Raw genomic sequence first — 13,591 nt, 5'->3', positions numbered from 1 at the left:
CAGCGCCTGATCAGTTCTTGTAGATCTGATCAAAGACGCCGCCATCGGCGAAATGTTCCTTCTGGGCCTTCGTCCAACCGCCAAAAACGTCGTCGATCGTGAACAGTTCGACCTTGGCGAAGGCATTTTCATACTTCTTGGCGATTTCGCCATCGCGCGGGCGGTAGAAATTGCGCGCGGCGATTTCCTGACCTTCCCTCGTATACCAATACCGGAGGTAGGCATCCGCGACGTTGCGATTGCCCTTCCTGTCGGCAACCTTGTCGACGATCGCGACCGGCGGCTCGGCCAGGATCGATTGTGGCGGCGCCACGATCTCGAACTTCGCTGAGCCGAACTCCCTCAAAGCGAGGTGCGCCTCGTTCTCCCAGGCGAGCAGCACGTCGCCGACGCCACGCTCGACGAAGGTCACGGTAGCACCGCGCGCGCCGGTATCAAGCACCGGCACCTGCTGATAGAGTTTTCCGATGAAATCCTTGGCCTTGTCGGCCGAGCCGAGCTTCTTCTGCGCGAAGCCCCAGGCCGCGAGATAATTCCAGCGCGCGCCGCCCGAGGTCTTCGGGTTCGGCGTGATCACGGCAACGCCCGGCTTGATCAGATCGTCCCAGTCCTTGATGCCCTTGGGATTGCCCTTGCGCACCAGGAAGACGATCGTCGAGGTATAGGGCGATGAGTTCTGCGGCAGACGCTTTTGCCAATCCGCCCCGACCAGGCCCTTGGCAGCGATGGCATCGATGTCAAAGGCGAGCGCGAGGGTCACCACATCGGCCTGCAATCCGTCGATCACTGCGCGCGCCTGCGAGCCGCTGCCACCATGCGACTGCTTGATCTCGACGCTCTTGCCGGTCTCCTTGCGAAAGGAAGTCGCGAAAGCCTTGTTGAACTCGCTATAGAGCTCCCGCGTCGGATCGTACGAGACGTTCAAAAGATTGACGTCGGCGGCGAAAGCCGAGCTTGCCCAGAGGAGACCTGCAGCGAGCGGAACGATACGACGCATCATGTCCATCTCCATTCACCTCGACGACATCGGCGTCATCGATGGCAGGCATAACTCGGGGCGAAAGGCGCTCGAGTCAACGGAACCGGATTTTCTTGTTCGCGGCGTGGCAGCGCAACCGTGCTACGAAACCTTCATCGTGTGAATGCCGCATTCTGTCTTGGCGCGGCCCCGCCAGCGGCCGGCGCGAGAATCCTCGCCCTCGACCGTTCTGCTGGTGCACGGCATGCATCCCACCGACAGGAATCCCGACGCAACCAGAGGGTGCCGCGGCAATCCGGCGCGCATGAAGATCGCCTCGATCTCCTCGCGCGAAGCGTTGGCGAAGGGATTGAATTTCAGCCGTGCGCCGTCGCTCTCGACGACGGGAATGTCGGCGCGTGCACTGCCCTGAAACCGCTTGCGGCCATTGAGCCAGGCCGAGAACGGCTTGAGCGCACGCGCCAGCGGTTCCACCTTGCGGATGCGGCAGCAGGCATCGGGATCGGAGAACCAGAGGTCGCGGCCGGGATCGTCGCGCGCCAACGTCTCGTCGGCCGGCTTGATCGAGCGGACGTCCGTCAGGCCCAACATTTCGATCAGCGTGTCGCGGTAGGCGAGCGTCTCCTCGAACAGCCAGCCGGTATCGAGGAAGATCACCGGGATCGCCGGATCGACGTCCGCCATCACTTTCAGAAGCGACGCCGATTCCGTCCCGAAGGACGACACCAGCGCGAGATTGTCGCGCCCGACCGTCTTCAGCGCCACAGCAATGACCTCCGCAGGCGAGGCATCGCGCAAGGCGCGATCGAGCTTTTCCGCCGAAGGCAGCGCGGAGGCGGACGCGGAGGACATCTGAGGCGCGATTGCGTTCATGTGCCGACCCCTTCGGAGTGGCGCAGCTGCATGCGCCGATGCAGCGCCGTGATGCGGCCATCGCCGGTCGGCTGGTAGAACACCGAATAGCGCTTCGCCGTCTGCATGAAGGCTTCGGCGTCGGCCTGCTTCTTGACCTCGAAGGCATCGAACCCGGCGCGCAGCATGAACACGAACTGGTCGCGCAGCACCTGGCCAGTGGCGCGCAACTCGCCGCGGTAATTGTAACGTTCTCGCAGCAGTCGCGCCTGGCTGTAAGCACGCCCGTCGCGGAAAGTCGGGAACACCAGCGCGACCGTAGCGAGCTTGCCGAGATATGGCACGAGCTCGGCGATGTCGCGGTTGTTCGGCCAGATCACGCCGACCTTGCCGCCACGCGCGAGCAGGCCTTCGGCCTCGCTGAGGAAACGCTCGGCCGGAACCAGGATGTCGCCGCGCTCGGGCAGCGGCGTATCGACGGCGAGCTTGACGAAGCCGTCGTCGACGATCTTTCCGCCGTTAACGAGTGGCATAGACGCGCTCCTTGAAGGGTTCGACGCCGAGACGCTTCACGGTATCCATGAACAGCTCCTCCGGCCGCTCGCGCAGTGCCAGATAGGCTTCCACGACGTCCTCGACGACATCGGCGACCTCGTCGAACTTGACGCCGGGACCAATCAAGGTCCCGAGCGCGGCATTCTCGTCGGCACGTCCGCCGATGGTGATCTGGTAGACTTCCTCGCCGTTCTTCTCGACGCCGAGAATGCCGATGTGGCCGACATGGTGATGGCCGCAGGCATTGATGCAGCCGGAGATGTTGATGTGCAGCCGGCCGATCAGATTGGCGAGCTCGTGATTTGCGAAGCGCCGCGTCAGTTCCTGCGCGATCGGGATCGAGCGGGCATTCGCCAGCGAGCAGTAGTCGAGCCCCGGGCAGGCGATGATGTCGGTGATCAGATTGACGTTTGGCGTCGCAAGTCCAAACTTGTCGAGCGCCTTCCACAGCGCCGGCAGGTCGCGCTTGGCGACGTGCGGCAGCGCCAGGTTCTGCTCGTGGCCGACGCGGATTTCGCCGAACGAATATTTGTCGGCGAGATCGGCCAGCGCATCCATCTGCTCGGCGGTGGCATCGCCCGGAGGTCCGCCGGTCGGCTTCAGCGAGATCGTGACGATGGAATAGCCCTGCACCTTATGCGGGGCCACCGAGTTCTTGCGCCACGCTTCGAACTCAGGATCGGCCGCGGCCTGACGCAGCTCGTCCGGCATGTGCGGCAGCTTCTCGTAAGCGGGATAGGTGAAGCGCGAGCGGATGTCCTCGATCACCTCGTCGTCGATCTGGAGCGAGGAGTTGCGGATATGCTGCCACTCCTCCTCGACCTCGCGGGAGAACTTCTCGATGCCGAGCTCGTGCACCAGGATCTTGATGCGCGCCTTGTAGATGTTGTCGCGGCGGCCGTACTGATTGTAGACGCGCAGGATGGCCTCGATGTAGCTGAGGATGTCGCGGCCGTGCACGAAGGGCTTGATGGTCTTGGCGATGAACGGCGTGCGGCCGAGACCGCCGCCGACCAGCACCTCGAAGCCGGTCTCGCCTTTCTCGTTCTTGATCAGCCGAAGGCCGATATCGTGGATCTTGATCGCGGCGCGGTCATGGTCCGACGCGGTGATCGCGATCTTGAACTTGCGCGGCAGGAACGAGAATTCCGGATGCAGCGTGGTGTGCTGACGGATCAGCTCCGACCAGATCCGGGGGTCCTCGATCTCGCCGGGCGCAACGCCGGCCCACTGGTCCGACGTGACGTTGCGCATGTTGTTGCCGGAGGTCTGCATCGCATGGATGCCGACCTTGGCGAGATCTTCGAGCGCGTCCGGCAGCTCGGCGAGCTTGATCCAGTTGAACTGGATGTTCTGCCGCGTGGTGAAATGGCCGTAGCCGCGGTCGTATTTGCGCGCGACATGGGCAAGCGCCCGCAGCTGGTTGGTCGCCAGCGTGCCGTAGGGGATCGCGACGCGGAACATGTAGGCATGCAGTTGCAGATAGACGCCGTTCTGTAGCCGCAGGATCTTGAACTCGTCCTCGGTGAGCTCGCCGGAGAGGCGCCGCTTCACCTGGTCGCGGAACTCCGAGACGCGCTCGTTGACGAGCGTGCGGTCGATTTCGTCGTAAGCGTACATAAGAGCGTGCCTTAAACCTGGGCCGGCTGTCCGATGGTGACGCCGGTGCGGCGGATCTGTTCGCGCAGATTGCCGGGCAGGATCTTGCCATCCTCACCGATCTGCACCGGCGCGATATAAGGACCGATCGCGCCGACGTCATCGGCCATGGACTCCGCTAGCAACGCCTTGGCCTCGTCCGAGTTGCGCACGATCGCAGCTTCCGAGAGGTCCGCGGACCAGCTCCTGGCGGCGGTGCGGTACACCACGATGCCGTCCCAGGTGCGGTTGGCGGTCACGACGGAGGGGCCGGCGATCTTGATTTTCTTCTGTTCAAGGGGGGAGGTCATTCGGCTGCATCCAGGAGGTCAGAGATGATTTGCTTGGGGGTTTTCTTGGAGGTTTGACGGCCAAGCGAGCCGGCATGCCGGACCACGTCGCCGATGATGAGGATCGCGGGACCACCCTGGATCCGCCGCACGAGTTCGGGCAGATCGCGCAGCGTGCCGATCGCGCCCTGCGCATCGGGCCGCGTGACACGCGCGAACACACCAACCGGCGTTTCCGGCGAGCGGCCGGCGGCAAACAGCCCGGCGCGGATCGCGGGCGCGGCAGTCATGCCCATGTAAACCACGACGGTCATCCTGGTGTCGGTCAATGTCGACCAGTCCACGACTTCCGCGTCGCGCGCCTTGTGCGCGGTGAGGAAGGTGATGCGGGTGGCTTCGTGACGATAGGTGAGCGGCACCTCGAAATCGGCAGCGCCGCCGAGTCCCGCGGTGATGCCGGGAATGATCGAGTAGGCGATGCCTGCCGCGCGCAATGCTTCGACCTCTTCACCACCCCGGCCGAACACAAAGGGGTCGCCGCCCTTCAGCCGGACCACCCGCTGGCCGGCTTGCGCGGCCTCGATCATGCGCGTGTTGATGGCGTCCTGGCCGATGCCGGGCTTGCCGACGCGGCGGCCGACCGCAACGCGCGTGGTGTCGCGGCGGATACGGTCGAGAATCTCGGGCGAAACCAGCTCGTCATGGAAAACGATGTCGGCATCCTGCAATGCGCGCAGCGCCTTGATGGTGAGGAGATCGGGATCGCCGGGGCCGGCGCCCACCAGCGCAATCGAGCCTTCCGGCTTGTCGGCACGCGCGAATTCCGAGGGATCGGCAATTGCCTTGAGCGCAGCGTCCGCCTCGCCCTTGCGACCAGCGAGCACGGCCGAGCCGATCGGGCCGTCAATGACGCGCTCCCAAAATCGGCGGCGCAGCGGAAACTCGGCGATGCGTTCGTTGATGGATTTGCGGAACCCGCCGATGAACTCGGCGAGCTCGCCGATGCGGGCCGGCAGCAGCGCCTCGATTTTCTCGCGCACGCGCCGGGCCACCACCGGCGAGGTGCCGCCGGTGCCGACCGCGACCACGACATCACCGCGATCGACGATCGCCGGGAAGATGAAGCTGGAATGCTCGAGATCGTCCATGACGTTGACGGGCAGACCGAGCGCCTTGGCGCGCGCCGACATCGCCACGCCGATATCGCCTGCACCCGCGCAGACGACAGCGATGACACCTGAGAGATCAGCGGTGAGTGGATCGCCGCTCGCGATTTCAATGCGCGCGGCGTCCTCGGAGCTGAGGCCCAGATCCTGATTGCCGTCGATCGCATGCACGCGGATACGCGCGCCCGCCGCTGCGAGCACACGCAGCTTGGCGCGCAGAAGCTCGCCCGCGCCGATGAGAACCACCGGACCGGCCTTGAGATCGAGAAACACCGGCAAGAACCGCATGCGCTACTCGCTTCCCCACGAACGGGGTTGACTGGAATTATTTTCTATATATGTCTCGTTTCGAGTGCGCAAAGAGAAATTTTTTTCTTCTCTTCCGCATTGCAACTATAGAATTTTCGCCTCCAAACGCAAAGTGGCAGAGATGCATCTTCTCAAGGACGATTCCGCTGCTGATCGGATGAGCAACCTGGCGCTGGCGGAGCGCGCGCGTGCGCAGGAATTCTCTGCCGAGCTTGCCCCCAGCATGGACCACCTCGACCAGCTCGAGGCACAGAGCATCTACATCTTCCGCGAGGCCTTCGCCCGCCTGAAGAAGATCGCCCTGCTGTGGTCGCTCGGCAAGGATTCCAACGTGATGATCTGGCTGGCGCGGAAAGCCTTCTTCGGCAAGATGCCGTTCCCCGCCCTTCACGTCGACACCGGCAAGAAGTTTCCGGAGATGTATCGCTTCCGCGATCATTACGGCAAGGAGTGGGAGCTTGATCTGCGCGTCGAGCCCTGCCCGCCGATCGATGCCGTCGATCCGACGCTGCCGCCGGCCGCGCGCTCCGCAGCGCGCAAGACCGAAGGCCTCAAGATGGCGCTCGCCAAATACGGCTTCGACGGCCTGATCGCCGGCATCCGCCGCGACGAGGAGGCGACGCGCGCCAAGGAGCGCGTGTTCTCGCCGCGCGGCCTCGAAGGCAATTGGGACGTGCGCGACCAGCCGCCGGAGTTCTGGGATCATTTCAACGCCTCGCCGCCGCAAGGCGCGCATCTGCGCATCCATCCGATCCTGCATTGGACCGAGGCCGACATCTGGGCCTACACCAAGCGTGAGAACATCCCCATCATCCCGCTGTATCTCGCCAAGAACGGCAAGCGCTATCGCTCGCTCGGCGATCAGGACATCACCAACCCGGTCGCCTCGAACGCCTCGAGCATCGACGAGATCCTGGTCGAGCTCGAACAGACCAAGGTGCCGGAGCGCGCCGGACGCGCGCTCGACCACGAGACCGAAGACGCTTTCGAGCGCCTGCGCGTCGCCGGCTATCTCTGACCTCAAGGACGCCACGCGGCCATGAACATGATCGTCACGCCTGCCTCGCCCGCCACCCCGAACGGCACCACGCGCCCCCAGGTACGCATCGTCATCGTCGGCCATGTCGATCACGGCAAGTCCACGCTGGTCGGCCGTCTCCTCCACGAGACCGGCAGCCTGCCCGAGGGCAAGTTGGAAATGCTGAAGGCCGTGAGCGCGCGGCGCGGCATGCCGTTCGAATGGTCGTTCCTGCTCGATGCGCTCCAGACCGAGCGCGACCAGGGCATCACCATCGACACCACGCAGATCCGCTTCCGGACCAATTCGCGCGACATCGTCCTGATCGACGCGCCAGGCCATGCCGAGTTCCTGCGCAACATGATCACCGGCGCCTCGCAGGCCGACGGCGCGGTGCTGATCATCGATGCGCTCGAGGGCGTGCGCGACCAGACGAGGCGGCACGGCTATCTCCTGCATCTGCTCGGCGTGAAGCAGGTGGCTGTCGTCGTCAACAAGATGGACCGCGTCGATTTCTCCGCCGCGCGCTTCAGGGACATCAGCGACGAGATTTCGGCGCATCTGAGCGGCCTCGGCGTGACGCCGACCGCCGTGATCCCGATCTCGGCGCGCGACGGCGACGGCGTCGCGGAGCGCACGGGCCGCATCGGCTGGTACAAGGGACCGACCGTGGTCGAGGCGCTCGACCGGCTGGAGCCGGCGCGGGCGTTGGAAGCGCTGGCGCTGCGCCTGCCGGTGCAGGCGATCTACAAATTCGACGACCGTCGCATCGTGGCGGGCCGCATCGAATCCGGCAGCCTCAAAGCCGGCGACGAGATCGTGATCATGCCGGCCGGCAAGATCGCCAGGATCAAGACGGTCGAGAGCTGGCCGGCGACGCCGCTGGCGGGACGACAGGGCGCCGGCCGCTCGGTCGGCATCACGCTCGACCGCGAATTGTTCATCGAGCGCGGCGACATCATCGCGCATGCAGGCAGTGCCCCGCGCGAGACGAGGCGGCTGCGCGCGCGCATTTTCTGGCTGCACGACAAGCCGCTGGCCAAGGGCGACCAGCTCCTGGTGCGCAGCGGTCCGAAGGAGAGCCGCGCCACCGTGGTCGCCATCGAGAAGGCGATCGATCCCGGCGAGCTCTCGAGCTCCGAGAACAGGGTGATCGGCCGCAACCACGTCGGCGAGATCGACATCTCCCTGTCCAATCCGATCGCGACCGATCCCTACACCGAGAACCCGCGCACCGGCCGCCTCGTGATCGAGGTCTCCGGCCGCATCGCCGGCGGCGGCCTGGTTCTGTCGGTCGATGCCGGCCAGCGCGCCGTGCCTGTTGACATCGTGCCGGTGGAATCGGCACTGCGGCCGGACGAGCGCTCCGCGCGCTATCGCCACAACGGCGCCGTGGTCTGGCTCACGGGCCTGCCCGCCTCGGGCAAGTCGACGCTGGCGAAGGCGCTGGAGCGGCGGCTGTTCAGCAATGGCGGCTCGCCGATCCTGCTCGACGGCGACACGCTGCGCGCCGGGCTCAACAGCGATCTCGGCTTCTCCGCCACTGACCGCAGCGAAAACATCCGCCGTCTCGCCGAGGTCGCGACGCATCTCGCCCGCAACGGCCATATCGCCATCGTCGCCGCGGTCTCGCCGGCCCGCGAGGACCGCGCCACCGCGCGCCGCATCGCGGATACTGCGTTCCGCGAGATCCACGTCGCGACGCCGGCGCAGGTGTGCGAGGAACGCGATCCCAAGGGCCACTACAAGAAGGCACGCGCCGGCGCGCTGGCCTCGTTCACCGGCATTGGCAACGACTACGAGGCGCCGGAGTCCGCCGAGCTGGTGATCGATACGTCCAAACGGACGGTGACCGAGGCTGCGGACGAGATCGAGCAGATGCTGAAGACCACCGGCATACTGTTCGACGAGGTCGTGGACCTCGCCGCGAATATCTGAGGCCGCCCTACTCTCCGCTGTCGTCGCCCGGCTCGGCCGGGCGACCCAATATTCCAGAGACAGGGTCGGGATACGGAAAAGTGGCGGCGTCCTGGATTCCTCGCTTTCGCGGGGAATGACAGCGGTGCGCTGGGCCGCCCCCTTTCCTTGACATTTTGACAAACCTTTGGGGGTCTTCTCACCGCCCCGATTTTGGGGCTAATAGGTCCCGAAAGCCGCCCCTCGTGGGTGCATTTTGCTGCTCAAGGGTCAAAGGCAGCCAAAAACAGCCATTTCCAACAAGAAAGCCCATCATGAAACGCGTCGACGCCCACGGATTGAAGATCGCTCCCGTCCTGTTCGATTTCATCGCCAAGGAAGCGGCCCCGAAAACGGGGATTGCACCGGATGCATTCTGGGCCGGGCTTGCTGCCATCATCAAGGAGCTGGGCCCGAAGAACCGCGAGTTACTCGCATTCCGCGACACGCTGCAGGCCAAGATCGATGACTGGCACCGCGCCAACAAGGGCAAGGCCTTTGACCTCGATGCCTACACCGCTTTCCTGAAGGAGATCGGCTATCTGGTCCCCGAACCGGCGACGCAGAAGGTCGAGACTGCCAATGTGGACGAGGAAATCGGCAAGATCTGCGGCCCGCAGCTGGTCGTGCCTCTCACCAATGCGCGCTACGCGTTGAACGCGGCGAATGCACGATGGGGCTCACTCTACGATGCCTTCTACGGCACCGACGCGATCCCGCACGATCCCTCGGAAAGCGGCAAGGGCTACAACAAGGCACGCGGCGACAAGGTGATCGCCAAGGCCAAGGCGTTCCTCGATAGTGCCGTGCCGCTGGCAACCGGCAGCCACACCGACGTCACCGCCTATAGCGTCGTCGCGGGCCAGCTCGCGGTGAAGCTGAAGAGCGGCAACGCCACCGCGCTGAAGAACGCCGCACAGTTCGCGGGCTTCCAGGGTGATGCCGCCGCGCCGAGCGCGGTGCTGCTCGTCAACAACGGCCTCCATGTCGAGGTCAAGATTGACCGCAGCAGCGCCATCGGCAAGGACGATCCGGCTGGCGTCGCCGACATGATCATGGAAGCGGCGGTCTCGACCATCCTCGACATGGAAGACTCGGTCGCAGCGGTCGATGCCGACGACAAGGTGCTGGTCTACCGCAATACGCTCGGCCTGATGAACGGCACGCTGTCGGCCGATTTCGAGAAGGGCGGCAAGACGTTGACGCGCGCGCTCAACGCCGACCGATCTTACACGACACCGGACGGCAAGGGCGAGGTGACGCTGCACGGCCGCAGCCTCCTCCTGATGCGCAATTGCGGTCACCACATGTTCACCGACGCGGTGCTGGACGAGAAGGGCGAGGAGGTCCCCGAGGGCCTGCTGGATGCCGCCGTCTCGGGCCTGCTAGCCATTCACGACCTCAAGGGCAACTCCAAGGTCAAGAACAGCCGCACCGGCTCGGCCTATATCGTCAAGCCGAAGATGCACGGCCCGGACGAGGTGTCGCTGACCTGCGAGATTTTCGATCGCGTCGAGAAGATGCTGGGCCTGCCGGAAAACACGCTCAAGGTCGGCATCATGGACGAGGAGCGGCGCACCACCGTCAACCTCAAGGCCTGCATCCAGCGCGCTTCCAAGCGCATCATGTTCATCAACACCGGCTTCCTCGACCGCACCGGCGACGAGATCCACACCTCGATGGAGGCGGGTCCGATGATCCGCAAGAACGAGATGAAGGCTCAGGCGTGGATCAAGTCCTATGAGGACTGGAACGTCGACATGGGCCTGACCTGTGGCCTGCCCGGGCATGCGCAGATCGGCAAGGGCATGTGGGCAGCGCCCGACAAGATGGCGGATATGCTGGCGCAAAAGCTCGGCCATCCGCAGGCCGGCGCCACCACCGCCTGGGTGCCCTCGCCGACGGCCGCGACGCTGCACGCCCTGCACTACCACCAGGTCAACGTCATCGCGCGCCAGGAAGAGCTCACCAGGGGCGGACCGCGCGCGAAGCTCTCGGACATCCTCACCATCCCGGTATCGAAATCGAACTGGGCGCCAGATGACGTCAAGCAGGAGATCGACAACAACTGCCAGGGCATCCTCGGCTACGTCGTGCGCTGGATCGACCAGGGCGTCGGCTGCTCCAAGGTGCCCGACATCCACGACGTCGGCCTGATGGAAGACCGCGCGACCTTGCGCATTTCCAGCCAGCATCTCGCCAACTGGCTGCACCAGGGCGTGATCACCGAGGCGCAGGTGATGGAATCGCTGAAGCGCATGGCCGTCGTCGTCGACAAGCAGAACGCGGGCGATCCCGTCTACAAGCCGATGGCACCCGCCTTCGACGGCGTCGCCTTCAAGGCCGCCTGCGACCTCATCTTCAAGGGCCGCGAGCAACCGAACGGCTACACCGAATACATCCTCACCGCGCGCCGCCGCGAGGCGAAGGCGACGGGCTGAGCTCCGATCGAGAACTTCAAGAGCCCCGGTTTACGCCGGGGCTTTTTTGCGGGCGAAACGCCGCGGCGGGCCGCGGAACGGCTGCGCCGGGGACCGCGTTGTCCGGCCATCAACCAACGGGAGATGGTCATGGACTGGAATCGGATCGAAGGAAACTGGAAGCAATTCAAGGGCTCGGCCAAGGAAAAATGGGCCAAGCTCACCGACGACGACCTCCAATTGATCGAGGGTCGACGCGAGCAGCTCGAAGGCCGGCTCCAGGAACGCTATGGCAAGGCCAAGGACCAGGTTCGCCAGGACGTGGATGATTGGCTCAAAGGGCTGCACTAAAGCAGCACAAACGAAGCCCCGGCTCACGCCGGGGCTTTTGTTTTGAGGTGTAGCCCGGATGAGCGAAGCGATATCCGGGGACTTTTGTTGCGTCTTCCCGGATATCGCTTCACTCATCCGGGCTACAAAACCTTCGCTAGAATACCGCCAGATATTTCAGCAGCGACACGATACCGATGATGATGACGACCACGCGCGCGATCTGCTTCGCACGGCCGTCCATCGGCAGCATGTTGATGAGATAAAGCACGAGAATAACGACGAGAAAGGTGACGAGTACGCCGACCAGCATCGCGAGGCCCCCTTCAGGCAAATTGCCGATGCTACCTAACGCACGGCATCGACGCTGGTTCCCGTGAAGCAACCCACTGCAACATCAGGACGATCCGCAATCTTTCGGTGATCCGGGGTGGCCTTAAGACTTTGAAGACGGGGGGGCGCGGCCCGTGAAAGGTCGCGCGCGGCGACCTTACCGTCGCGCTGGCGCACACGATCGGTGACGTTCCGGCAAGGTCGGGAGCGGCAGGCTATTCCTTCGCCACGACCGGGACCTGGCGGAATTTCGCGCGCATCGACTCCGGCAGCGGCGAAAAATTCATCGTCGCGCCGCGGCGGTCGTTGGCATTGCGGCTGGCGACCACGAGGCCGCCGGCGCCGGCGACGATGTCGCCCTTGCGCAGGGTTGGATCGTCCTCGACCTTGACCGATGCGAGCCCCGCCGGATCCTTGCCGTTGCAAGTACATCCCGCGACGATCTCGTTTCGATACCTGAACGCGTTCGGCAGATCGGAGTACGACTTTCCGTTCTCCGTCGTGGCGTCGTCGATATTGCTGCCGTAGACCAGCGAAGTTTCCGAGGCCGGGCAAAAGCTCTTGCAGGATTGCGCCTTGCTGGCGGCATCGGTGCCTTGCGCCGGGAAGTAGCGGCCGTCGCAGCCGCGCACGCAATAAGCCGTGCCGCCGCCATAGGAGGCCCGCCGTGGCGTGTCGTAGCGCGGCACGTCGTCGTTCGGAAACGGCACCCGGATCTGGGGCGGCGGCCGCATGCGGAAGCCGCCGAACAATGCCGAGAAAAAGTCCTCCGCATGCGCCGACGGTGCCGACGCCAAACCGGCGGAGACAACGATCAGGATCGCCGCACCTCCAGCCATTTTTCCAATCAGGCGTCCGCTCATATGACCTCGCTCGCTCTCAGTTCACGGCCGAGGTCGTGATGTTCAACGCCTGCCGGCCCGAGGGCAGTGTCGTCATGGCCGGACGCTTGCGCACGGGATCGCCCGCCTTGTCGCCTCCCTTGTCGCCTCCCCTGGCCATCAACGGAGCGTTCTTCGGCAGCACCACGACCTTGGCGCCGACATTGACGCGGTTGAACAGGTCGACGACGTCCTCGTTGGTCATGCGGATGCAGCCGGACGAGACGAACTTGCCGATCGTGGAAGGATCGTTGGTGCCGTGGATGCGGTATTGGCTGGAGCCCAGATACATCGCACGCGCGCCGAGCGGATTGCCGGGGCCGCCGGCGACGAAGCGCGGAAGATAAGGCTGGCGCGCAATCATCTCGACCGGCGGATGCCAATCCGGCCACTCGGCCTTCCGGCTGACGGTCTGCACTCCCGACCAAGTGAAGCCTTCGCGGCCGACGCCGACGCCGTAGCGGATGGCGCGGCCGTTGCCGAGCACGTAATAGAGATAGGTGTTGTTGGTGTCGATCACGATGGTGCCGGCCGGCTCGCTGCGGTCGAAGCCGACGATCTGCTTGCGCAGGCGATCAGGCAGCTGAGCATCCTCGTCCGACTGCTGCGGCGCCTCGTTCAAATAGTCCTGTGAGTAGCCCTGGTCCTGCGGGTACGCCTGCGACTGCATCGGCGCATAGCCGAACGTCTGCGCAGACGCGCTGCCCAAGGGCAGTGCCAGCATTGCGGTCGCAAAGGCGAAGGCGGTGACGGCGCGCGGCGAGACGCTGCGACGGACTGCAGAGAACTTGGTCATGTGCTGCCCCGTTGGATGTGTGCACCAAGCGTGATGCGCTGCCGAACAACGCCGCCGGCGGGATCGAA

The 13,591-nt window shown here is 64.6% G+C and carries 14 protein-coding genes; 5 read left to right on the top strand and 9 right to left on the bottom strand.

Annotated elements, in window-relative coordinates; translation table 11 throughout:
* Positions 1-10: 10 nt before the first annotated feature.
* Complete coding sequence (locus ACYCVF_RS32705; RefSeq protein WP_459603756.1) at positions 11-1,012, bottom strand: sulfate ABC transporter substrate-binding protein; 1,002 nt, start codon at positions 1,010-1,012, stop codon at positions 11-13.
* Between ACYCVF_RS32705 and ACYCVF_RS32700 the strand changes: the two genes are divergently transcribed.
* Complete coding sequence (locus ACYCVF_RS32700) at positions 999-1,142, top strand: hypothetical protein (protein WP_459603859.1); 144 nt, start codon at positions 999-1,001, stop codon at positions 1,140-1,142. The two genes, ACYCVF_RS32705 and ACYCVF_RS32700, sit on opposite strands and share 14 nt — an antisense overlap.
* Here the strand turns inward: ACYCVF_RS32700 and ACYCVF_RS32695 are convergent.
* The 5 genes from ACYCVF_RS32695 to cysG are packed head-to-tail and all read right to left on the bottom strand — an operon-like array spanning position 1,121 to position 5,768.
* On the bottom strand, positions 1,121-1,852 hold the full coding sequence (locus ACYCVF_RS32695) for a phosphoadenylyl-sulfate reductase (RefSeq protein ID WP_459603755.1): 732 nt from the start codon (positions 1,850-1,852) through the stop codon (positions 1,121-1,123). The two genes, ACYCVF_RS32700 and ACYCVF_RS32695, sit on opposite strands and share 22 nt — an antisense overlap.
* Positions 1,849-2,364, bottom strand: coding sequence for a DUF934 domain-containing protein (locus ACYCVF_RS32690; RefSeq protein WP_459603754.1), 516 nt, complete (start codon positions 2,362-2,364; stop codon positions 1,849-1,851). The genes ACYCVF_RS32695 and ACYCVF_RS32690 overlap by 4 nt, the downstream gene beginning before the upstream one ends.
* Positions 2,351-4,006 carry a nitrite/sulfite reductase gene (locus tag ACYCVF_RS32685; RefSeq protein WP_459603753.1) on the bottom strand — a complete coding sequence of 552 codons (1,656 nt, stop codon included), beginning with the start codon at positions 4,004-4,006 and terminating at the stop codon, positions 2,351-2,353. Before ACYCVF_RS32685 ends, ACYCVF_RS32690 begins: the two co-directional genes overlap by 14 nt.
* Positions 4,007-4,017: 11 nt before the next feature.
* The gene (locus ACYCVF_RS32680) at positions 4,018-4,335 is read right to left on the bottom strand and encodes a DUF2849 domain-containing protein (RefSeq protein ID WP_459603752.1); all 318 of its coding nucleotides are present in this window, start codon (positions 4,333-4,335) and stop codon (positions 4,018-4,020) included.
* Positions 4,332-5,768, bottom strand: coding sequence for a siroheme synthase CysG (gene cysG, locus ACYCVF_RS32675; protein WP_459603751.1), 1,437 nt, complete (start codon positions 5,766-5,768; stop codon positions 4,332-4,334). Before cysG ends, ACYCVF_RS32680 begins: the two co-directional genes overlap by 4 nt.
* Before the next feature lie 244 nt (positions 5,769-6,012).
* On the opposite strand from cysG, the gene cysD reads away from it, so the two are divergent.
* The 4 genes from cysD to ACYCVF_RS32655 all read left to right on the top strand — a co-directional run bounded on the left by cysD (position 6,013) and on the right by ACYCVF_RS32655 (position 11,534).
* Entirely contained in the window at positions 6,013-6,807 is a 795-nt protein-coding gene (gene cysD, locus ACYCVF_RS32670; RefSeq protein ID WP_459603857.1) for a sulfate adenylyltransferase subunit CysD, read from the top strand.
* 21 nt (positions 6,808-6,828) lie between these two features.
* Positions 6,829-8,745, top strand: a complete 1,917-nt coding sequence (cysC, locus tag ACYCVF_RS32665; protein WP_459603750.1) for an adenylyl-sulfate kinase — start codon at positions 6,829-6,831, stop codon at positions 8,743-8,745.
* Between the two features lie 293 nt (positions 8,746-9,038).
* Positions 9,039-11,204, top strand: coding sequence for a malate synthase G (locus ACYCVF_RS32660; RefSeq protein WP_459603749.1), 2,166 nt, complete (start codon positions 9,039-9,041; stop codon positions 11,202-11,204).
* A 129-nt stretch (positions 11,205-11,333) separates the two neighbouring features.
* The gene (locus ACYCVF_RS32655) at positions 11,334-11,534 is read left to right on the top strand and encodes a CsbD family protein (RefSeq protein WP_061880957.1); all 201 of its coding nucleotides are present in this window, start codon (positions 11,334-11,336) and stop codon (positions 11,532-11,534) included.
* 136 nt (positions 11,535-11,670) lie between these two features.
* On the opposite strand, the gene ACYCVF_RS32650 is transcribed toward ACYCVF_RS32655, so the two are convergent.
* The 3 genes from ACYCVF_RS32650 to ACYCVF_RS32640 form a co-directional block, all read right to left on the bottom strand.
* Positions 11,671-11,826, bottom strand: coding sequence for a Thivi_2564 family membrane protein (locus ACYCVF_RS32650; protein ID WP_007599832.1), 156 nt, complete (start codon positions 11,824-11,826; stop codon positions 11,671-11,673).
* Between the two features lie 235 nt (positions 11,827-12,061).
* Positions 12,062-12,709, bottom strand: coding sequence for a DUF2865 domain-containing protein (locus ACYCVF_RS32645; RefSeq protein WP_459603748.1), 648 nt, complete (start codon positions 12,707-12,709; stop codon positions 12,062-12,064).
* A gap of 16 nt (positions 12,710-12,725) precedes the next feature.
* Positions 12,726-13,523 carry a L,D-transpeptidase gene (locus tag ACYCVF_RS32640; RefSeq protein ID WP_459607030.1) on the bottom strand — a complete coding sequence of 266 codons (798 nt, stop codon included), beginning with the start codon at positions 13,521-13,523 and terminating at the stop codon, positions 12,726-12,728.
* Positions 13,524-13,591 lie beyond the last annotated feature (68 nt).

This window comes from Bradyrhizobium cedriense (genome assembly GCF_054602315.1).
Note: the sequence above shows the minus strand (reverse complement) of the source record. Positions and strands in the feature narration are given on the sequence as shown.